This window comes from Floridaenema fluviatile BLCC-F154 (assembly GCF_041929135.1).
GTDB classification, from domain to species: Bacteria; Cyanobacteriota; Cyanobacteriia; order Cyanobacteriales; family Aerosakkonemataceae; genus Floridanema; species Floridanema fluviatile.
The window spans coordinates 1-21,032 of record NZ_JBHFNS010000062.1; the positions used below are offsets into that span (position 1 = coordinate 1).

The 21,032-nt window shown below is 41.1% G+C and carries 25 protein-coding genes and 1 pseudogene; 20 read left to right on the forward strand and 6 right to left on the reverse strand.

Going from position 1 to position 21,032, the window contains the following annotated elements; all coding sequences use genetic code 11:
- On the forward strand, nucleotides 1-349 hold a 349-nt coding region (locus ACE1B6_RS16080), incomplete at its 5' end, for a hypothetical protein (RefSeq protein WP_413258262.1).
- 84 nt (nucleotides 350-433) lie between these two features.
- Here the strand turns inward: ACE1B6_RS16080 and ACE1B6_RS16085 are convergent.
- Nucleotides 434-595, reverse strand: a complete 162-nt coding sequence (locus tag ACE1B6_RS16085) for a hypothetical protein (RefSeq protein WP_413258263.1) — start codon at nucleotides 593-595, stop codon at nucleotides 434-436.
- A 7-nt stretch (nucleotides 596-602) separates the two neighbouring features.
- On the opposite strand from ACE1B6_RS16085, the gene ACE1B6_RS16090 reads away from it, so the two are divergent.
- The 14 genes from ACE1B6_RS16090 (at nucleotide 603) to ACE1B6_RS16155 (ending at nucleotide 11,372) form a co-directional block, all read left to right on the forward strand.
- A complete protein-coding gene (locus ACE1B6_RS16090) occupies nucleotides 603-974 on the forward strand; it encodes a hypothetical protein (protein WP_413258264.1) in 372 nt (123 codons plus the stop codon).
- On the forward strand, nucleotides 943-1,665 hold the full coding sequence (locus ACE1B6_RS16095; protein WP_413258265.1) for a hypothetical protein: 723 nt from the start codon (nucleotides 943-945) through the stop codon (nucleotides 1,663-1,665). The genes ACE1B6_RS16090 and ACE1B6_RS16095 overlap by 32 nt, the downstream gene beginning before the upstream one ends.
- A gap of 11 nt (nucleotides 1,666-1,676) precedes the next feature.
- Nucleotides 1,677-1,829, forward strand: a complete 153-nt coding sequence (locus ACE1B6_RS16100; protein WP_413258266.1) for a hypothetical protein — start codon at nucleotides 1,677-1,679, stop codon at nucleotides 1,827-1,829.
- Nucleotides 1,793-2,137, forward strand: coding sequence for a hypothetical protein (locus tag ACE1B6_RS16105; protein WP_413258267.1), 345 nt, complete (start codon nucleotides 1,793-1,795; stop codon nucleotides 2,135-2,137). Before ACE1B6_RS16100 ends, ACE1B6_RS16105 begins: the two co-directional genes overlap by 37 nt.
- Nucleotides 2,134-2,283 carry a hypothetical protein gene (locus ACE1B6_RS16110; protein WP_413258268.1) on the forward strand — a complete coding sequence of 50 codons (150 nt, stop codon included), beginning with the start codon at nucleotides 2,134-2,136 and terminating at the stop codon, nucleotides 2,281-2,283. Before ACE1B6_RS16105 ends, ACE1B6_RS16110 begins: the two co-directional genes overlap by 4 nt.
- 324 nt (nucleotides 2,284-2,607) lie before the next feature.
- Nucleotides 2,608-3,405: a hypothetical protein gene (locus ACE1B6_RS16115; RefSeq protein WP_413258269.1), complete on the forward strand. Its 798-nt coding sequence runs from the start codon at nucleotides 2,608-2,610 to the stop codon at nucleotides 3,403-3,405.
- Nucleotides 3,406-3,418: 13 nt separating this feature from the next.
- Nucleotides 3,419-3,832: an Ntn hydrolase family protein gene (locus tag ACE1B6_RS16120; RefSeq protein WP_413258270.1), complete on the forward strand. Its 414-nt coding sequence runs from the start codon at nucleotides 3,419-3,421 to the stop codon at nucleotides 3,830-3,832.
- Nucleotides 3,833-3,835: 3 nt separating this feature from the next.
- Nucleotides 3,836-4,105 (forward strand): hypothetical protein, encoded by a 270-nt coding sequence (locus ACE1B6_RS16125; RefSeq protein ID WP_413258271.1) that lies wholly within the window; start codon nucleotides 3,836-3,838, stop codon nucleotides 4,103-4,105.
- 202 nt (nucleotides 4,106-4,307) lie between these two features.
- A complete protein-coding gene (locus ACE1B6_RS16130) occupies nucleotides 4,308-5,903 on the forward strand; it encodes a P-loop NTPase family protein (protein WP_413258272.1) in 1,596 nt (531 codons plus the stop codon).
- A gap of 41 nt (nucleotides 5,904-5,944) precedes the next feature.
- A complete protein-coding gene (locus tag ACE1B6_RS16135; RefSeq protein ID WP_413258273.1) occupies nucleotides 5,945-6,103 on the forward strand; it encodes a hypothetical protein in 159 nt (52 codons plus the stop codon).
- Nucleotides 6,104-6,465: 362 nt separating this feature from the next.
- Entirely contained in the window at nucleotides 6,466-7,746 is a 1,281-nt protein-coding gene (locus ACE1B6_RS16140; protein ID WP_413258274.1) for a protein kinase domain-containing protein, read from the forward strand.
- 369 nt (nucleotides 7,747-8,115) lie between these two features.
- Complete coding sequence (locus tag ACE1B6_RS16145) at nucleotides 8,116-8,658, forward strand: COP23 domain-containing protein (RefSeq protein ID WP_413258275.1); 543 nt, start codon at nucleotides 8,116-8,118, stop codon at nucleotides 8,656-8,658.
- 31 nt (nucleotides 8,659-8,689) lie between these two features.
- On the forward strand, nucleotides 8,690-10,216 hold the full coding sequence (locus tag ACE1B6_RS16150) for a S1 family peptidase (protein ID WP_413258276.1): 1,527 nt from the start codon (nucleotides 8,690-8,692) through the stop codon (nucleotides 10,214-10,216).
- A gap of 49 nt (nucleotides 10,217-10,265) precedes the next feature.
- Nucleotides 10,266-11,372 carry a S1 family peptidase gene (locus tag ACE1B6_RS16155; protein WP_413258277.1) on the forward strand — a complete coding sequence of 369 codons (1,107 nt, stop codon included), beginning with the start codon at nucleotides 10,266-10,268 and terminating at the stop codon, nucleotides 11,370-11,372.
- 62 nt (nucleotides 11,373-11,434) lie between these two features.
- On the opposite strand, the gene ACE1B6_RS16160 is transcribed toward ACE1B6_RS16155, so the two are convergent.
- Genes ACE1B6_RS16160 through ACE1B6_RS16180 form a run of 5 tightly spaced genes read right to left on the reverse strand, consistent with a single transcriptional unit; the run spans nucleotide 11,435 to nucleotide 17,063 of the window.
- A complete protein-coding gene (locus ACE1B6_RS16160) occupies nucleotides 11,435-12,283 on the reverse strand; it encodes a hypothetical protein (protein ID WP_413258278.1) in 849 nt (282 codons plus the stop codon).
- Nucleotides 12,283-12,504 (reverse strand): hypothetical protein, encoded by a 222-nt coding sequence (locus tag ACE1B6_RS16165; RefSeq protein WP_413258279.1) that lies wholly within the window; start codon nucleotides 12,502-12,504, stop codon nucleotides 12,283-12,285. The genes ACE1B6_RS16160 and ACE1B6_RS16165 overlap by 1 nt, the downstream gene beginning before the upstream one ends.
- 34 nt (nucleotides 12,505-12,538) lie before the next feature.
- A complete protein-coding gene (locus tag ACE1B6_RS16170; protein ID WP_413258280.1) occupies nucleotides 12,539-14,551 on the reverse strand; it encodes an FtsK/SpoIIIE domain-containing protein in 2,013 nt (670 codons plus the stop codon).
- 3 nt (nucleotides 14,552-14,554) lie between these two features.
- Nucleotides 14,555-14,791 (reverse strand): hypothetical protein, encoded by a 237-nt coding sequence (locus ACE1B6_RS16175; protein WP_413258281.1) that lies wholly within the window; start codon nucleotides 14,789-14,791, stop codon nucleotides 14,555-14,557.
- Nucleotides 14,792-14,849: 58 nt separating this feature from the next.
- Nucleotides 14,850-17,063: a HEAT repeat domain-containing protein gene (locus ACE1B6_RS16180; RefSeq protein ID WP_413258282.1), complete on the reverse strand. Its 2,214-nt coding sequence runs from the start codon at nucleotides 17,061-17,063 to the stop codon at nucleotides 14,850-14,852.
- A gap of 248 nt (nucleotides 17,064-17,311) precedes the next feature.
- Between ACE1B6_RS16180 and ACE1B6_RS16185 the strand changes: the two genes are divergently transcribed.
- The 5 genes and pseudogenes from ACE1B6_RS16185 (at nucleotide 17,312) to ACE1B6_RS16205 (ending at nucleotide 20,898) form a co-directional block, all read left to right on the forward strand.
- Nucleotides 17,312-18,100, forward strand: a complete 789-nt coding sequence (locus ACE1B6_RS16185) for a ParA family protein (RefSeq protein WP_413258283.1) — start codon at nucleotides 17,312-17,314, stop codon at nucleotides 18,098-18,100.
- Nucleotides 18,073-18,501: a hypothetical protein gene (locus tag ACE1B6_RS16190; protein WP_413258284.1), complete on the forward strand. Its 429-nt coding sequence runs from the start codon at nucleotides 18,073-18,075 to the stop codon at nucleotides 18,499-18,501. The genes ACE1B6_RS16185 and ACE1B6_RS16190 overlap by 28 nt, the downstream gene beginning before the upstream one ends.
- Nucleotides 18,502-18,683: 182 nt before the next feature.
- Complete coding sequence (locus ACE1B6_RS16195; protein ID WP_413258285.1) at nucleotides 18,684-19,826, forward strand: Fic family protein; 1,143 nt, start codon at nucleotides 18,684-18,686, stop codon at nucleotides 19,824-19,826.
- A 199-nt stretch (nucleotides 19,827-20,025) separates the two neighbouring features.
- Nucleotides 20,026-20,271, forward strand: a pseudogene (locus ACE1B6_RS16200) (phage integrase N-terminal SAM-like domain-containing protein); the annotation flags it as partial.
- A gap of 42 nt (nucleotides 20,272-20,313) precedes the next feature.
- Nucleotides 20,314-20,898, forward strand: a complete 585-nt coding sequence (locus tag ACE1B6_RS16205) for a tyrosine-type recombinase/integrase (RefSeq protein WP_413258295.1) — start codon at nucleotides 20,314-20,316, stop codon at nucleotides 20,896-20,898.
- Nucleotides 20,899-21,032: the final 134 nt, after the last annotated feature.

The window sequence follows — 21,032 nt, forward strand, 5'->3', positions numbered from 1 at the left end:
TTACCCGATTGCTGTTAATAAATTTGATGATGAATGTAATCAAGGTCAAGTCGAAAAAACCTCAGAAGATACTTTGATTGTTAAAGGTAATAATTATTGTTTATCTTGGCAGATAGAATCGTCAGAATCGGGAGTATTTTCTATTTTGGCTACTGATGGTAGAGGAGAATTATTAAGAATGAGGGAAGATAGTAGCGGCGTGTCAGAGTTGGAGTTGGCTTCTAAAATTAATTATTCTGATGTGGAACGATGGAATCAAATTAACCAACAGCTTTTTGTGTTAGAACGTATTCGTCAATTAGAAGTGGAACGTCAAAAAAGTTTGGAGGATAAGCAGATTGAGTATTAGCTTGCCTGGGTAGAATTTTTGTCTAATCTGATTTTTCAGGGCGTAGCACGGTGGGACTGATTCTGGATACTACAGCCTTAACAGTTACTTCTCATTGTTGTCAGTTTGGGATTCTACTTCTTTAAGCCATTGCTCCAGTAATTCGGCAACAACGTCCGATACAGTCCGACCGAGCAAAGCCGCTTGTGCTTTTACCCGACGCTTTAATGAGGTTTCGATAGTTAAATTCATAGGTTCTTTGGGCATTTAATGATTGTACGTCGATACGCATAAACGCAGAAATTTATCTTTCTCCATAGTTTTTCATGTCAAAGTCTATGACTCAGATGGCAAGAGACTTTTTTCTAAAAAAGCTGCCAGACAGCTTTTAAAAATTCGGCACAGAGGACAGTTCAATCAATACTTAGAAACTTTAAACATCACCCGCATTGGTTGGGCTGAACTCAGAGAAATGTTAGCTCTCAAGCTATTCTTAGCCGCTAGATACGGCTACCACTCTCATCTGATGTGGCGCAACTTAAAGCCCAAACAGCGTGAGTATATTCTTACTAAATTCGATATCAACCTAGACGAACAATTCAGGAGATTACAAGATGAATACAAACGGCTCAGTAGCAAATGGTAATGGACGTAAAAAGACAAATTTCGACGCTAAGGCATTACTACAAAACCCAGCCCCGCTCGAACTGAAAAGCTCTCCCAAAACTCCAGAACAGAAAGCAGAAGAATTAAAAGAAGTCGCCAAACATTTCATTGGTTCAGATTCAGAACCCACAGAGCAACTTGAACAAATTCCACCAGAAGAACCAGAAGAAGAACTAGATGCTGAAGAACTTTTGCGCCAGTCTAAGAAAGGAGAAACAGCTGACAAAACTGCTCCCACTCCTGAAGAGGAAGTAGAAGAAACAGAGGAAGCAGCAATTACTAAAGCTAGTGATGCAATTGCCAATAAAACCCAAGAACAAGTAGCCAAATTAGTTAAAGCATCTGCCCAAAAATCCAAAGCCAACCGCTTAACTGGGATGCAGATGGCGCAGAAAGACCTCAAAGAAATCAAGGAAGGTTATAACCTTCAAATGATTGCGGGACTAACAGCATTGAATGAAGATACTGCAATTGATTTAAGCGAACAATTAAATCTTTTAAGGGGATTCACTGACTCACAAACTGGAGAAGAAACCAACAAAGAATTAGAGGAATTGTTGACAAGCGACGACCCAAAATCTTTGGAAGAGTTCTCAAAAAAACTTACAGAATCGTTGGGAAAAAAGGGAAAGCCATCAACATCGGGGTTGAAATTACTACTGGAGAATTAATCAGGTTATTTTTGCTGGCGATGGTGGGTAAATTTACGTTACAGAAGGCACAGATTACCCACCGCAAGAAACGCAAATCTAAACCGGAATTACCCTACAGAGAACCAACACCAGAACAGGTAAAAGAATGGCAACAAACCAGCGAAATGCTCGGATTATTTTAATGGGAGAAGACGACGATGCTGAAACAATTATTCAACTGGATTTTGCCCCGCGAGATGTGGTGCGGACTGAGCGAACAATTAGCATTGAGCCTCTTTTAGATGCACCAATTGTTCCTGTAAAAAGTGCTGAGTTAGTAGAAGCTACTGCACAACCACTAACTCAAACCAACACTCAGACCAACACCCAAGAGATTAACTTTGCCCCCCTGTTATTCGCAGGAATAATGATTGGCTCTATTTGCTTTGCTGGGGGATACATCATAGGAAGAGAGCAGAGCAATTTCAATAAATTGGAGTGGAGAAGATGACCAAAAGTAACTACAACAAAATCCGAATAGCACAGGAACGCACCAAGCAAATAATGTTAATTTGTCTGACATTAATTGGCTTATCAATTGCAGCTATACCTGTACTGAAAGGAGTACAAAGCAATGCACAGTACATATCAAAATAATAACTGGGGACTAGGCTCTTACTTCATGCTTCTGGGTTTTATACTCTCCTGCTCCCTCTTAGTTTGGTGTTCATCTTTTGCACTGTCCAAATTGAACGATGACCAGAAAACTAAACTCACTCAGAATAATTTACAACTGGTGAGCGATAACCGAGAACTGAGAGAACAGCTTAAGAAACTGGACTCCCAGCTAACAACGACCAACACCAAACTCGACAAGCTAAATAAGTGCTTAACCGAGGTGAAATAAAGTGAAACATTGCCCAACTTGTACTTGTGAAAACTGTCAATCTACCGCACAGAAAGAACAGATACTTTGGCAACGTGGAATTGATTCAATTCACAGGTATCCCGGACAATTCAAACCAGCATCAAAACACATCAGCCACGTTACGAGGCAGCCCAATACTACACCAAAAGGACTCAACATCACCTAACACCAAATCAGTCAGTTCTACCCAGCCTAAATTACAGAACTCTGGTTTATCTGACGAGCAGAAACATCAAATAATCAAATTCTGCCAAAAGGACTGGAGTGGTAACGCAATCGGAGGATTAGTATTAGCTGATGGCACCATTACTAGCGAGAAAAACCAAGCTGCTGACCCTACACAGTTCTACTTTAACTGGTACGGAAAAGACGCTGTAGGAGTATGGCATCGACACATAAAAGGGATGCCACAGAAGCTAGGAAACGATGACATAAACGCTGCCAATAAAGCCGGATTATCAATGTACATGATTTACGCTCCGGGAGGCAATATCAGGGAAGATTCCTATATTTGGGATGAATATCATCCAGGCGGAAAAGTTAATAGAAAACCAGTTCGTCATTACAGAATTTGTTTTATTTGTCCCACTGATGAGCAGTTAAAAGAGGAAATAGAACGAGCCAACAGATACATCAAAGAAGACAATGAAAACTATCAGAAAGAAGTGGAAGCATCCCGCCAAAGAGTTGAGAAAAAATACAATCAGACCCAAGCCAAACTTACTGCTGCGACGCTGGCGATTGAATCTGCCGAAGACCGGGTAAATGTATTAACTGATAAGTATCGTTTAGCCGCGAGTAACTTGAGGGAAGTAACCCCAATCTTTAGCAGAATGAAACAACATAATTAGGAGATAAAAACCAATGGAATTTGTTAGACAACTTTTCCGCTCGCCTGAATATTACGAGTGTAAATCAGACCAGGAACTTACTAATTTACAGGCTCATGCGACTGAAAGGATGGACACTGCAAAGCGGACTAACAAAGCGTTCCAGGCTAAGAAGAAAACCTTAAAAGCCAACGAACAGATTATCACAGACAATTTGGAATACTGGGAAGAAGACGCACAAAGCAAAACGAACGTCGCTAAAGTTTGGGGTAAGACTGGTAAAAAAATGGGTAAATTGGCTCCCAAATTTGCTGGTGCTTTAGCTGGTGGAGTGCAGGCAGATCAACAAGCTAGAACTCGCGTTCAGGAATTAACAGCGAAGTATGGAAATGTTGCTAGAAATGGGAATGTTTCTGTTCAGATACCAGGATTACCAGGAGGATTTTAATAGATGGATTTCTTTAAAGGAGCCGGGTTTTTCTTAATAGGTTTGAGCATCGCTAAAGGAAGTTTTGAGTTGATGCGAATTTTCGGATTAAAAGACCAAGCGATGTGGCTTTTAGGAATAATAGCTGTGACTTGTTTAATAACAATAGTTGTCTCAGCCGTTGGTTCAGAAAAGTTAATAAATATGGGACATAACCCATATTTTTATTTGCTGTTTGCTTCATCTGCACTGCTCACTTATTTGATGGGAATTGGAATGGCATTTGCCAATTAAACTAAGGGGTTAGGGTGTAGGGGTTAGGTGATAGGGAAACTAACTAGGGGATAGGTGTTAGGGGTTAGGGGCTGGGGGAATTTCTTCTCTTCCCTAACCCCTAACACCTATCCCCTAACCCCCTCTTCTTCCCTAACCCAACCCCTATCACCTAAACTCTTCCCCCAACCGCCAACACCTTTTTTTCATGAGATTTTAGATCATGCCAAATGTAATCAATTTGCACGATTACCACTCACCCAAACACGATGAAAACAGACATACATGGCGATGGATTTGGTTAGGTGGTGGTGTTATTTCCTTACTAGCTAGTGTAAGCTTTAATGCAGTGAAAGCTCCACATTGGAGATTACTAGCTACATTTGCAATCTTTGGTTGTGGCGTGCAGGTAATACGCACGCAGAAAGCGATTGAGAAAGCCACACCATACCGCAGCATGGCTAACGAAGCAGCAATTGATAAAGCGGCATTTGCAACTGGTCAAGAAGTTGAAGCCTCTATGATGCTAACTGAACAAGCTTATTCACAATTCAAACCTGCGAATGAGCCAGCACCACAAACAGAATATATTGAGGAGCAGCCGGAGGAATATTATGATGTTGAGCAATCTTCACCGATTCAGAAAGGGTTTTTATATTTTGACTGCGAACAAATAATAGAAGAGTCTACAGGTATTGGATTGCTGGGTAATAGTGGCAGTGGTAAATCCTGCATCATTCAATTATTAGCTTCTGCGCTTCCCGATAATCAAATTTTAGTATTAGACCCTCATGCTGATGAAACTGAACCCGATTATCCCTGGAGAGGATTAACAGTAATTAACCAGTATGAATTGATAGTTGAACAGCTATCCATCCTACTTGATTTACTAACTCAAAGAGACAAGACACCTCTAACAATTATCTGTGATGAGTGGCCTGCTGTTCGAGCTTATTGTAAGGTGAATAAGCTAAAAACAGCCGATGAATTTATCATCAGATATGGTAGCGAAGCTAGGAAGTTTAACAAACTACCAATCTTTGCGAGTCAGGCGGGAAACACTAAAGCAATGGGACTAGAAGGAATGGGAGACTTTCTGGAGAATTTCACCTTAATCAGACTCAATAAAATTGCTAGGAAGTACGCTAAGAACTTAGTTGACCGCTCAGTGATTGAACGCCTAAAGATGACTGCTTATTGTTGTTTGATTAACGATGATGTCTACCAGCATCCGACTCACGGACATCACAAGAGAGTAGTCAAAGGTGCTACACCAATTGGACTCACTCCACTTAGTTCTTTACCGCTAACAATTCCATTAGTAAGAGGTGTAAATTCAGGCAGAAGTAGCAGACAACAAAAGCAAAATTACACCCAACAAACTTACACAGAACTGGATGATAATGATGATGCAATCGATGTGGAAGTGGTGGAGGATGACCCACCGCACCCACCACGCCCCACCAGTTACCCACCATCACCCACCGACAGTACCCACCAGTACCCACCATTGTTTTATAAGGATTCCACCCATTTACCCACCACTCCCACCCACCACGAATCACCCACCAAAAGTCGTGCTGATATGCTGGTGGAGGACTACCTAACCAACCCCACCGACTATCCAAGGGGGCTGTTTTACGGCAATGATGCTAACACTAACTTTGAGGTATTTCGTATTCTCAAATCAAAGGGGATGAACAAAGCAGACACTATATATGCTTGCTGGCGTGTAGTTAAGAGTGGAACCGATGAAACTTATAAACTTTGTTCCCAAAGGTATGAAGAAATGTTGTTAATGATTGCTCAATACAGTTAATGAAGAATTACGCTATAAGGCCATCCATTAGCACTACAAGAATGAACAACAGAACTGACTTGGGAAAGAACACGATCGCTAGATTTACCCCAAATGGGCAGAAATTAGAAAAAAAAACGCCGCAAATTACTGAGTTTGGCACAGCCTTGGCACAGTTAGGGATGGATTTAAGTGGGTTTAAGGGTACAAAAACTCGGTAATCGATCGTTTCTCGAACAGGCTGCAACAATTGGGACTGGACTCGAAACTTGTAGTAGCATCGTAATCAACAGCATTGCCTCTACATCTGAGAATAATTCTGCATTCAACGAATGGATGTATATCCAAACATAGTTCTGTAATTTGCCGATATCTTCTATACCCATCCCAAGAACAGCTCGGCGATGCACCAGGCGGTTTGATAGTGGTGACCGCATTATGGAACATCTTCAGCCTAACCTACCTGGAACACTGGCTCCGTGTTGCTGCCATGATTGGTATAGCATATTGTGCTGCTGGCACTTCTTAACTTCTTACTTTAGGATGATGAGGAAGTAGACGTTTCTCTTCACGGTGGTGCGAGATGACTCTGTTACCAGACGAAATAGTGGGCGGTCAATACAGAATCATAAAAAAGCTGGGACAAGGTACCTTTGGCGCGACTTATCTTGCAGAAGACTTGCGGGCTTTTGGCAAACAATGTGCCGTTAAACACTTCAACTTTGTCAGTAACGACCCAGCCTCTTTCAACGAAGCCAAGAAATTGTTTGAACGTGAGGCAAACGTTTTACTTACGTTAACTGAGTCTAGGAATAGTCATATTCCCCATTTTATCAGTTATTTTGACGAAAATAAAGAGTTTTACTTAGTACAAGAGTTGATAGATGGGCATACCCTCCGTGACGAACTACAGCAGAAAAACAAGCTTCAGGAAGATGAGGTTGCTGAGTTGTTGGAGGATATGCTGGAAGTTTTGAAATTTTTATATAAGAAAAAGATTATCCACAGGGATATAAAGCCTGAAAATTTGATGAGACGAAGAAACGACGGGAAATTATTCCTTATCGATTTCGGTTCGGTCAAAGAGGTTGTCGCTAAATTGGCAAACAGCAGTCCACAAAATAAACCGACTAAGATTTTCACAACAGGTTACGCCCCCATAGAGCAAATACAAGGGAAGCCAACATTTAACAGTGACATCTATGCTTTGGGAGTGACGGCTCTTGAAGCTCTGACAGGATTAGAGCCTCAAAAATTAAAAGATCCTCACACGGGTAAAGTCTTCTGGCCTAGTCAACTAAAGGTTAGCGATAGGCTGGTAAAAATTCTGGAAAAAATGGTACATGAAGACGACCTGATAGAGCGTTATCAATCAGCTGATGCCGTACTACATGATGTCAAAGACTTTAGAAAGACTCAGGTAGTTTCACCTGGTGGTTCGCCGTCCATCCAAACTTCTCCAGTTCAAATTGTTGTTCCAGGAGTAACAGGATCATCTAGCCTGATTTCCCGGCTAAATACGTGGTTTAAGTCTCTTCCGATATGGTTAACGTTCGGAATCTTAGTATCTATAGTAGTGGGCATAGCTGTTCCTGTAGCGTTTGTTGTCACCAGAGCAATCATGGCTCCAAGGCCAATAGTCACTCCTGACACTTCATCACAGGAACCGGATACTTCTCAACCAAGAGCTACTCCTGACACTTCATCACAGAAAGCGCATACTTCTCAACCAACAACTTCGCCCCCGCCTCCAGAAGATAAAGAGAATGGAACAGGTAATTCATTGCCTCCCGCAGTAAATTGTGGTCCTTTCAGAAAGCCAGGTCAAGTGTGTCCTGAAGGCCAGAAAAATACCTCACCTTGAGATAAGCGTAATGACGGGAAATCAACAAGGAAACCCAAACAGAGCTTGGAAGAATAAAGTCCTAAAGTTCGGTGGATGTCTAAGCTTGTTAAGTCTGGGTGGCATAGAAATTGGGCTAGATCTAGCCCACACAGGAAAAACACTTTCAAAACTACCATTGCTTCCTCAACCAAGCTGTTTGGTCTCCTCTTGCCGTTAGCCGAGTCCTTTTAGGAATGTTAGTGACTACCTTCGCTCCTAACCGTTACTAGCCCTCCCAGAACCGACTGTTACCTTGTGTACTACAAAATTCTGTGTTATGCTACAGTATAAAAAATTACGGTGGCTATAAATACCTACAGCTACTGACCTGACAAGGTGGCCTAACATATGAAACTTGCCGATCCTATCTTATTACTGTTTACATCTGCCGTTGCTGCTGGCTCTATTGCTATCGGCAGTGGTTCTGCCCAAACAAGCTCATATCGTTTTGTTTGTCAACCAAACAACGGGGGGACACCAACGACTTTTGTCGTCCTTCCAAATGGAGAGCAGAGGCAGTTTATTAACTGGCGTTCTGATGCCTTCGTTTTAGTTGGGTATTCCCCAGAAAAACGGTGCAACGAGGTTACGGGTAGAATGAACCAGTACATGGCATCAGGGGGTTTTCAGTATATTACTCATGGAACAATGAATAATACGCCTGTACTTTGTGTGACAAACCGTAGTGGTGGTGGTTGCACAGGTCTTCTGTACACCCTGAAACCCGCACAGGATGGTCGAGCAACGCTGCGGGATTTGATTGAGCTAAATCGGCGAAACTTCAAAGGTGACCCGATGATCGAAGGAGCAAGTTGTCGCACCTACGTTGATATCAACGCTTTGATCCGGGGTGAACTTGAAAGGGCGGAGGTAGTTTGCAACCGTCGGTAGTTCCAATTTGTTCTGATACAGTAACAGCTTAATGAAGCGTACTATAACTCTACTTCTTGCACTAGCTTGTATGTATAGCCCTATATTTGAGCTATCCATGCAGGCTAGCGCTTTACCTGCTTATGCTCAAACAAATGCAACGTCAAATCGTAAACTAACTGAAGAAGAAGTAAAAAGCATAGCCCAGGAGATTACCGTTAGAGCCTTCGTAGAAAACTCTCAAGATTACAGAGCATCAGGGATTTTAATTGACAGACAAAAGCGAAAACAAGGTCAACAGTCAATCTATCTATACCTGGTTCTGACTAACGCTCATGTATTGAAGGGCTTAAATAAAAGAGTAACACGCGAAGGTGGGTATCGAGTCCAAACTTCTGATAATCAAACTCATGAAGCGTTTTTGTATCCAGGAATAAATTGGAAGGGAAATGACTTAGGACTGTTATGGTTCTACAGTGCTAATCAGTATAAAACAGCTAACCTGGGTAAATCAAAAAGTTTAAAAGATTGGGATAAGGTATTTGTTTCTGGCTTCCCTTGTGAAGAAGCTAACTCATGCCAAGGATGGTTCACTTTTACATCCGGTTATGCCTGGACTTGGTTAATTTTACATAGAAAACATTTAGATTCAGGATATCAACTGGGATTTGACAATGATACCAGAGAAGGGATGAGTGGCGGCCCTGTTTTGGATGAAAGAGGTCTGGTAGTAGGAATTAATGGCCGGGGTAAGTATCAACACCTTGGCTTTCGTTCGGGGGACCCATCTGTACCTGATGTCAATCCCTATGCCTATATGGATGGTAAAGATGAGCCTCCTATACAAATTCAAGACACAATGAGATCTTTAGCATGGGCGATTCCAATTGAAACATACATAAATTATGTTAAAAACCCCTTTGATAGACTGCAACTTCCATCCCCCAAAGCTGGCACTCAGTCTTTTGAAACTCAATCATCTCCGGAGCCAAGTCCCACTTCTTCAACGGCTCCGACTACAAGGCAGCGGCGAGAGGATGAGGGAAAAAACAATGACAAAAAATACGATTACAGTCAACAAATACCATATCTTGGAATGGTTGGCGTGATTGCTATTGTTTTGGTTGGTTCTTTGATAGTGATATTCTACTGTTTACTAAACCTTAACGGCAGTCGAGGGAATAAAAGAATGTCTCAGTTTCCTAACTCATCAAAAGCTCTTTTGCCCGCTGATTATCAGGAATCATTTCCTAATATCGAACATATTGCTAAAGTTCTAATTAACTATTCCAAGAAGGAGATTGAATTTTTAGTTGATGGATGTAGTTTATTACTAGAGTATGAAAAAAACTTTAACCGAGAAATTACTTTTTCGGGAAAGCCTGAGATTAAAATTCGTAGTAATGTTTTAAATTGGAATAATCTCATACCTGAGACTGATGTAAAGGAATATCAATTTGGGTTCCCCTCGAAAAGACACAACGATGATGGTTCTGAAGAGATTATTTGGTATTTATATCCTGCGACATCTGTAAGTCGAAAACCTTCGAGTATCACAGTGACATTTACCAGCAACTAGATTTTTATAGGTTATGCTTGATGGTGTAATAAGTAAATGAATTACAGTTATGAAAATTAACTGGTTTCTATGTTTGATTGTTATTGTTGGGCTTGTCACTCAATATCAAAAAAATCAGTCCCAGCTTTGGCAGGTAGTATCTAAACTTCCAAAACCGTGGGAAAAGCGTCAGGATATTGTAGTTCAAAACAATCCATTCTCCAATGCTATACCTACAGGGAAATCTATCAATATTACCCCACAACCAAAAAACATTAAATCAGAACCCACCAAACCAGAAAAACCCAAAGTACTATCACCAGATAAGATTAACGAAGCAGCAGAAAAGTCAACTGTTTTCATCAGCATCTCTGGAAAAATTGTTGGCTCTGGGGTAATCATTGGTCAGAGCGGTAATACTATATATGTTCTAACAGCCAGCCACGTTATTGGTATCCCGCCCGGGGAAAAAGAAGATCCATATAAAATTACTACTAATGATGGTGAAGAGTTTGAAGTGGGTTTTTCTCGCTATGACGAAACTGTGAAACAATTATCTAATACTGATTTATCAGTATTAGTTCTAAAGTCAAATGCTCTACAAATAAAAAATGATAGAATTGCTCAATTAGCAATATCTATATCAGCACAAAGACCAGTTTATATTTTTGGATATCTTCCTTGTTCGCTATCAGCCAAAAGAGAGAAACCGAAACAATACCAGTGGAGTAAGGGGAAAATTTTTAATTTTGAATCAACGCCAAAATTCGATCCTGAAACTAAACTTGGAGGTTATGATGTTTACTACAACAACAACACGATTACGGGCATGAGCGGCAGCCCTGTATTTGATGCTTTTGGTCGCGTTATTGCTATTCATGCAAAGACAGAACAGAAAAAAGCATCGTATGATTCCGAAGCTTGTGAGCCTTTACCCTCAGAGCCAAATCTGTCTTTTGGCGAAAACTGGGGTGTTTCTATCAAGACCTTTTCCAATTTAAAGTCTTATTGGCCTCCCGGTTTAGAAACCGTTTTACAAACAGATTCTTCTTTTGTAGGAGAAAGTAAGTTGGTTAAGCAAGACCCTTCTCCTAATTCTACTGAAACAGTTTCTCCTGTGGGGGTAAATTGTGGTCCTTTCAGAAAGCCAGGTGAAGTGTGTCCCAACAAAAGGTAAGCTGGAAATTAACCATGATTGATGAAAATAAGTACTATTTTGCCCGGATTTCGGCTGTTCCTCTACTTTGACGAACCGAGCCACTTGAGAAATGTCAAACGAAATTTGCTCTTTTCGATTAAGTCTTTGTAAGTTACTCCACGCATTGGACACATACTAATTTTGACGTGGCTGAACTCTGATTGCACGTCTGATTGCAGCTTTTCTAAAAGACTTATTTGCTGATTATATGTGTCCTCCGGGAAATATAACCTAACTTCTCCTCCTCTGTTAAGACATTCGGCATCAGCATATTTTTTAGCAGTTTCCTTCAAAGCATCAATATTTAATTCAACAGAACTCTTCTTGCCTTTATCTAAATCAGCAGGACACCAAGCCTTGGCATCACAGATCAGAGCGCAGGACTTAATATAAAAATCAGGATTTAAATCCTTCCCTGAATTAGATTTAAGAGGAGGCTTAGGTTTCATTTCCACCTCAGACCAATCTAGCTTATCTTCTCCATCAGAATCGAGTAGCATCTTCCAGACTGTTAGTTCACCCTGATCCCCCAGGATTTTTAACCAAGGAATAGTCTTGTATGTCAGGGGATTTTTATTTAAATCTGTAATAATGTTTGTAACAATAGAAGAATCAGCAGAAGCGTTAGCAAGGCTGATTGTAGGAAAGATGATTGAAGCTAAAAAACTTTGATTACCAATTAAAGATTGGATAGATTCAATCTGACCTAAACTTGCCTCAAGACTTTTCAGTCCCTCATAGCAGTTTTCCAGAATGCAGGTGATTTCTCTATCTAGCTCATAATGACTACAATCTAATAAACTTTGAGCGCGACTTTGTAACTCAGCCAATGTATCAATCACTTGATTGAGAGTTGAATCAAGCCTATCGCACTCTTCCTGTAGCCCCATTATCGCCCCAAAGTCTGCTGAATGTCCTCAGCTTGTCCAATTGCGTCATTAAGAGCTTTAATTCCATCAGCACACATATCAAAAATTGCTTTCATTAAAGCTGGCGATTCCGATATAGATGTATCTGGTATTTTTCCAGCAGAAGCTTTGGTTTCTTCAACTAATTCCATAACTTTATCCATTGTTGCTTGAAACTCTTCAATTTGATCGATTAATGCCATAAAACACCTCCGAAGTTAACAATTACAGTTTAACCTAACTAAATGGGTTATTCCAAACACTTTTAGGTACATAAGGTGTAGCGACAAGTTTAAGATCTGGTTCTAAACCTCTATAAATCGCCCTACCTTTTGGTTCTACTGGTAATTCTGACGCTGCATCATCATCAAGTAGTAGCTGGCTAGCAGCTGGAAAAACTTTAAAAATTACTCTTTCATCCATATTATCTGATATAATTCTGGGAATTACATCTGGTGTTGGTCTTTGACTACAGTAGAAAATATGAATACCTGTCACGCGACTTTTAGCTGCTAACTCTTGAAGATACTTAGAAATTTCTTCTCTGATTTTCCGCTCTGCATTTAAAATAGATGCTGCTTCATCTATGACCAAAATTATGCGATGTTCTTGACTATGACATTTTTCTCTTAATTCCTTCAAACTTTCTACATCTTCCTCAATCATTCTCGCTAGTCTTCGCTCATATTCTTGCCAGAGGTTAACCAACAAAGTTGCCAAATCTTCTGCTTTAGTTACCAGGTTTACATTGCTGTAACGACGTGCTATTCTATAGAAGTCTATACCTGCTTTAAAATCAGCGATATAAATTTGTCTCTCTATATTAGCTTTAAAACTTGCGTATAAGAACTGATAAATCATTGAATTGAGAAAGTTAGTTTTACCAGTTCCGGTAGTTCCAGCAACAATCCGATGAGGAATTTTAGAAAAATCAGAAACATAAGGGTTTCCGTGTTGATCTATTCCGACAATATAGGTATCTTCGGTAATTAGGTTTCCATATTTGCCAATCATCTCCTCTATAGTTAATTGATCGGGCAACTTATTGATAGGCTGTTCAAAAGATAAATCAAGTGTAGCTCTTAGAACCGCTATTCGGAAAAAACTACTAATTTCCTGAGATGTAGCCAGTCGGTGTAGAGGCTTCAAATCTATAATCCGAGACGGAGGCGGAGATGAAAACTTAGCCAAAGGAGAACCACCCAATACCGCATCATGTTCTCTAGGTTGATTTTGGCTTTGAGCAGGATTTAAAACTTTAGGTGTTGAGGATATGGCAGAAAGGTTGAGAGATCCATCGCTAAGTTTAGCCCATCCTCCTTTCTTTGGCTTAATAGCTTCTCTGATTAAGAGTTGGCCGAAAATTTTTGGCCATCCTTCCCATTCAATAGCAGTTGAAATATCTACATTTTCTGTTGCTTGTAAGCTCCCTGAAAATCCAGGCTTGTCTTTGCTAGCTATAAAAATTTTACACTGTTTACTGTGAGTAGTTTCTTCAGTGGCGTGTTCGATTAGTGTATTTAGAACAAGAGAAGCTTCACCGCGATTCTCTGCTAATGCTTTGATACTATATTGGAATAAATCGCCGTTACAGTAGAATTGTTGGTATTTTTGGTATAGTTCCCATGTAACAGACAGGAAATTGTCTTTATTGCCAGTGGTGCTAGCATTAACCTTATCTAATTGTGCAACCATTTGGTTAATAGCATTAACCAAAATTTGCTTTTCATGAGAGTTTTGATAGTTTTGTAAGGTGATTTCTAAAATCACTCTGTTATCCAACCGATTGATGACATCGTACACAGCTAACATATCGTTAGCTTCATTTGCCTTGAATAGGTGAGGTAAATAGTAATTTTGTGGTTCGATGAATTCTTCATATTTGAGAACTTCACCGATAAAGTTAACCCAATCTAATCTCTGGAATTGGCTAAAGTCTGATTGAGGGGTTAGCGTGAAGAAATCGCTAATTTTTCCCTTTTTTAGAAAACTAAATAATTGATCGTAAATTTCTTCTGTTTGAAATTCATCTGGCTGATTTATTAGGAGATAAGTTTTAATTTTTGGTGTCTGATTAGGATCGTAAAAATAACGGATAGAAAAGGTGAGTTTAGAACTAAGACGGATGAGCGAGCGGATCAACTGTTGTTGGCTTTGCAGTATCTCTTTACGGAGTTCGCTTTGACGTGAGTTCTCTTGAATACTCAGTCTAACAGTAATTTCAAAACATAAAGGAAATTTGTGAGTCATTTTTTATTCCCAATTATCAGTTAGTTCTTTAGAAATTTCATTAAGTTTGTATGCTTTCTCCTTCAGAACATACCAACTTATTCCCAGGCTGATGCCAATTATAATTAAAATTAGTCCCAGCCCAGCAAACCATCCCTGGTTAATAGATATCAAAATAGAAAGCCAGCCGATCACCCAATACCCAGCAACAAGCCCCAGTAATAATAAACATCCCAAACCACATCCGTTTTCACTATCCATAATTTAGCAAATCCTTACTAATAATTAACATCGCGATATATTTCAGAAAAAATAATGCTCAATAGCATTTTTTTTCTCCGACTCTCCCACTACCATATTGCCCTCTCATATAGTTAGCAAAGCCTTGAGCCTCTTCAAGACTACTAAACGAAGCTACTTGTATTTCTCCTTTATCTCTAGCGGTTGTTTTACCTCTTCCTTGGCTAATATCTCTACAATGATTTGATTTGAGTCCATTCCAATTACTTTCACTGTAGTTAATAAAAACAGGATACCAGCACTTGTTTCTACTATAAGAACTACCACAGCTATTCTTTGGAAAACCAGTTGTATACCAAGCAGTTGTGTTAGTTGAGTTATATGTATTGACAGGATTGTAACTAGCGCCTAAAAACCAACTAGGTGTAGGTGAATTATATTGATACCATTGAGATAAAGGAGGACTTACAATATAAGTTATCAAAATAAGGCTGAAGCCTATCCCGATAGTTATTAAAGAAATTTTACCTGCCATTTGGCATTTAGACGCTAACTGGTATCTAAGATTTTCTAGGTTAGCTAATATATCCTTTTTGAGTAATACTAATTCTCCATAAAGCGTTTGGCATTTTTTATAAGTTTGGTAGTTGGTGCTTTCCTGGGAGTTATAATTCGGGTTTTCCTTCAGTTTAGTGAATAATTTATAATTTACATCTTTGATAAAGGATACTACTTTTCTCAATATAGATTGATTAGAAATGATTTTAGACTGCCCCTTTTCTGTTTCTAATTTTTGCTCACTTAATTTCTCAATCCACTTCAGAATTATTGATAAATATTTTTTCATTTCATAATTAATAAATTCTTTCACTTCTCTGATTGATGAATCAGACTTTTGATAAACTGTTTTCAAAGTATCAACCGCAGCTATAGCTGTTCCAAATTTATTTAATATGAGATTATAATAACTATTGGATGATGAGATAATTGACTCAATTTCTGCAATAGTCAAATCTTTTGGATCTGGTTGATCTAGCTTGTACTCAAAAAGTAACGCTTCTAGTAAATTGGTCGCTTCTCGATCTAAAATTGACTTGTGCTGCTTCAATAACCGTGTTGCTGTATTTCGCACCTTTTCTTCTGGACGCAACAGAAATTTTGCAACTATCTTAAGCTTTTGAGAAAGCTCGAAAAATTGAATTCTATAAATAGCCTCCACAGCTTTTATTTGCTGATTGATGATTTCGTTTTCATCTGTAGAAAGCCTTAATTCTCTGTCAATGACCTCTTCTAAGTGAGAAACTGCTGCCTCACCAATGTTTGCTGCCTGTTGCCACTGTTCGCAGAGGATTAATGCTCTAGCTCTAATTGAATCAGACAGCCAATATCCTGCATTCCTGATTGCCTCAGCCGCTAGTTTTCTCAGGGGAATGTCTTGGTTAAAATGATTATCCAAAAAGTGTCCGAGATTGTCAAAAAGCCTTCTTTGTTCGGCTTCAGTAGATTCCGAATCTTTAAATTTACCCGCTGCTATACGCAAAGCTGCTTCTTGCAGCCATCTTCTCTTTTGGGGATTATCTATTTTCAACCTTTGATCTTTATCAACGGCTAACTCTATACCTCTAACGTGCAGCTGATAGATAACCTTTCTAACCAGGTCTTCATATTTACTGGAATTAGAACTTTCTCTAAATAACTCGTGAGTCGGGCCATACAACCAAAACTCTAGATTTCTTTCATATTCTGAGGTCAGTTCGCCTCTGCTATCCTTTTCCTGAATTCGGTTAATTTCTTGAAGTTTTCGGTTGATGATTTCATTCCGAATTCTGTAAGGTGGGTCTGTGAGAGCGCCGCCTTCTAAGTGTTCGATCGCATCTGGGGAAAATCCGATCGTCTCGATCGCCCATGCCCCTGCCCAGCGGGTCAGATCGCTACTGACTTCCCCTTTTCCCTTAACTTCCTTTGCTACGTCTCTGAGTACCTGTAAGTCTTCGTCTGTTTCGCATGAAGCTAAAGCCCGCTTTATTCGTACATCCTTTTGAGCAGATATACCTAAGCCCTGAAGCGCTAAAGCCCGCATCGGTGGCGATGCTTTCGTTTCCAGAATCTCTGCAAAGGCAGGGACTGCTTTTTCGGGCTGGTTTTCAGCAAAGGCAAAGAATACCTCGACTTTTTGGCCCTCATAGGGTGCATTTCTGAAGTTGACAGCTAAGTCGCGCCCGTTCTCCACAGAAATAGGCTGAGAAAGTCTCCCACTTTGAGATGCTGGTTGGATGTCTGAGAACTCACTCATCGCTTTAACGAAGATATGTTTATATCTAAGGATAGATGAAAGAGTACGGATGCAGCCAAGATATCTGTTTACTGTATTATGCCTTGACTGCCTTGTTTATTTAGTGCATTGCTCGCTTAATGCTTTGTTTAATTGTTGCATTACATCTTTGTTACATTATTTATTTAATAGATTATTGCTTTGTTTGTTGATGGCATAACTTAATTAGTGTATCATGTCATAGTTGCATCCTATAATCAAACAGGATCGTGCTAACCATTACTGCCGCGTCCCTTGCCGGGGGACAAGGGAAGACAACTAGCTGCTTTTTCCTTGCCAGAGCTTTGGCTAAATTAGGCTACAAAGTCCTAATGGTCGATGCTGACCCCCAATCCAGCTTGACTTTATACCTGGGACATGAAGTAGAAGCCAACCAGCCGACCCTGCTGGAAGTCCTCAAAAAGCAGGTAGCTGTCGAGGATGGCATCTACGAGTCGAACTACCCCAACCTGTGGCTAATTCCCAGTGATGACGGATTAGAAGTTATCCAAGAATACCTGTCTTCTACCGCAATGGGAGAATTAGTGTTAAAGAAACGCCTCAAGGAAGTCAGGGACTTATTTGATGTCTGCATTGTCGATTCCCCACCCCAACGAACTCAAATTTGTCTAACCGCAATCGTGGCGGCGGACGAGTTGCTGATTCCAGCCGAATCGAGTTCTAAAGGATTGCATTCACTGGTGCGTACCCTGCAACTGGTAGATGAACTGAAGTCTGTAGATGCTTTTGAGGGTTCAATTTTAGGGATTGTACCGTTTCGAGATAAGTGGCTTGGGCGCACTCAAGCCAAACGCAGTCAAGTCAGCATTCAGGATATGAAGGAAGTAGGAATTGGAATCCTTGTAGTTCCCTCCATCCTAGAGAGCGAACGGTACAAACAAGCAATAGATACTGGAAGAACCTTAGAAGAATTAGGATATCCCGACTTAGAGTTACCTTTCCAAAAAATCATTGAGGTATTGGAGAAAAAATGGCTGCTGAACAAAACCAACCCCTAGACGCAAACAGTCGGTTAAAACAAAGGATGAGAGCCACTGTTCCTCCTAGAGATACCTCAGTAATAAAAAGACAATCAAAGGAGGAAGAAGCAACTGCATTTGAAACAGAGAAATTGTCAGATACATTGTCAAAACCAACTATTGCAACAGAAAAGGAAAAGAAATTAGTTTCGTTTACTTTACGAGTTGAAGATTCTGTAGATAAAGGGCTGAAATCTTTGTGTACGCAAGAGAATATTACCAAAGAAACTTTTCTAGAAGCAGCGTATTTAGTGTGTCTTGAAAACGAAGAAATGATGCAACAAGTATTAGAAGTAGCAATCGCTCGTCGCCAGGAACGCCGGGAGACTGGTATTCTGCGCCGTGCTAAAAGTATGACTCGGTACTTGCAGGACTCTTAGGCTTCAATCCGCTGCAATAAGGGGTTATAATAACCAACCTGCCCCTCAACATACTTCATCAAATCAGATAGAAATTGATACATTTTTTCAGACTTAAAACTTCAGACTGTAGAGGAAAATTAACTGTTTAATTTTGAAAGTACTTGCCATCTTATTTAGTAGAAAGAGCGATGCTTTAGTCCATGAGTTTTGTACCACGCTTTACTTATAGCCACAAGTTGGTGAGGCATTTAGGAGTCATTGAGGCGGCGCGGGCTGTGATTGAAGTGTTGCCCCTGCCACCCGATACGACTCTGCGCCTGCGTCACGATGCTTTGCAAAGAAGCACGCGCAGTTCGACGCAAATTGAGGGCAATCCTTTAGATGAAGCGGCGGTGCGGCGAGCTATCGCTCGCAGTGACCGCACCGGAAGCGATGCCGAGCAGGAAGTTCGTAATTACTGGCGGGCGCTCGACCGAGTTGAAGAATTCGCTGAATCCCAAGCGCCTGTTACCGAAGCATTTATCAAAGAACTACACCGCATTGTCATCGTGCGCGGTCGCGGACGGCGAGGTAGCAAGAGCGAGTATCGCATTACAGAATGTCCCGTTGTAGATACACTCACGCGGGCAATTGATTATGCCCCGCCTGAACCAGGGGATGTGCCTGTACTGATGCGCGAATTAGTCGATTGGTTATCTTCAAAAGAAGCAGCAGAATTGCCAGCCCCCATCCGTGCAAGCATTTTGACCCATCGCTTTCTTAGCATCCACCCATTTAACGACGGGAATGGTCGCACGGGGAGACTTCTGGCTACTGCTGAACTGTGGCGTTCTGGTTATCGGATGCGGGGGTTTTTCTCTTTTGATGAGTATTTTAATGCCGATCGCGATCGCTACTACCAAAACTTGCAAATGGGGCTACCAGTGAACTTCTACGACGGTCGCCACGACCCAGACCACACACCCTGGCTGCTCTACTTCGTCGAGACAATGGCTCGCGCTGCGGATGAACTACAGGCCAAAGCCAAATCTCTCTATCAAGAAGAAGCTCCCGATGCTCTCCCTTGGGAAAGCTTACCACGTCCGCAGCAACAAATCCTGACTCGACTGCTGGCACGGGTTCTCGATGGAGTCGAAAATCCCTTCGTTATCAACCCCTCAGATATTGCATCCTGGTTTGGGGTTTCAGACAATACAGCCCGTGAATGGCTCAAGGAATGGGCAACAGAAGGCTTTGTCAATCCCGTATTGGCTGGTTCTGGGGTACGAGTTCGGAGTTATGCGCTAGCGGAAGAATGGGTCGAGACGTGCTTCCAGATAAGACAACCCAATCGCGGAAAATAACACAAGTTAAACAGCCACATTGCCCTACTAAAATGGTTAACATCTACGCAATAATAGGTTGTTTGGCTGCTAGGCTCTTTAGAAATAACACAAGTAGAAGAGAAAAAATAACGTTGATTAAGCTGTGAGTCAGACTTCATGAGAGAATGAGCGTGGCATTACCGAGCTAATGCCACGCTTTCGTGCGGGGGATGAGTCGATGACGAGTTCAGTAGTGACACAGAAAGCGACGAATGCTTCTGAGCAGCTGGTTAATTTATGGCTAGGAGGCAAGAGTCGTCATACTGTTGATTATTACCGTCGCTCTGCTAAACGCTTAGAGGAGTTTGTCGGCAAGCCAATTCATCTGATCACATTTGCGGAAGTCCAGGCGTTTGCCGTCCATTTGGAGTCCCTGGAGTTAGCCGCGTCCTCCCAGCGCAGTATCATCTCTGCTGTCAAATCTTTGCTGTCCTTTGGCAATAAGATTGGGGTTCTCACTGGTAATGTGGCAGCGCCGCTAAAGCCGCCTTCTGCTCCAGATACTTTATCAGAACGGATTTTGTCTGAATCTCAAGTCCAAGTAATGATTGCTCTGGAGACTGACAAGCGCAATCACGCAATGCTGAGGCTACTTTATTACAGTGGTCTGCGCGTCAGCGAACTTTGCTCTTTGAAGTGGCGTAATTTACAAGCTCGTGGTGAGAGCGGTCAAATAACGGTGTTCGGTAAGGGGGGTAAGACTCGCTCCATTGTGCTTCCGTTATCGTTATGGCAGGAGTTGCAAGCGCTGCGGGGTGATGCGGGAGAAAATGAACCCATCTTTTGCAGTCGCAGTGCCAATAATAATACAGGGGGACATCTCAATCGCTACTCTGTTGATAGGATTGTTAAGGCAGCAGCATCGAGAGCTGGCATTTCAAGCAAGGTTTCGCCTCACTGGTTGCGCCATGCTCATGCTAGTCATGCTCTAGAACGGGGAGCCAAGGTTCACTTGGTACAGGCTACCCTTGGTCATTCTAATGTTGCGATAACTGGGCGATATCTTCATGCCCGTCCAGAGGAAAGTTCGGGGTTGTACTTGCCTACGTGAAAAGGCTATTAGGGCAGGTATCAACTCTCGAAAAAACACCCTGATTCATTAAAATTGGGAGGCAGCATATTGCACCGAATGTCGTTTATTCAAAAAGAATTACTATCTAGCCATTGTGTCTCGCTTTCCGTCAT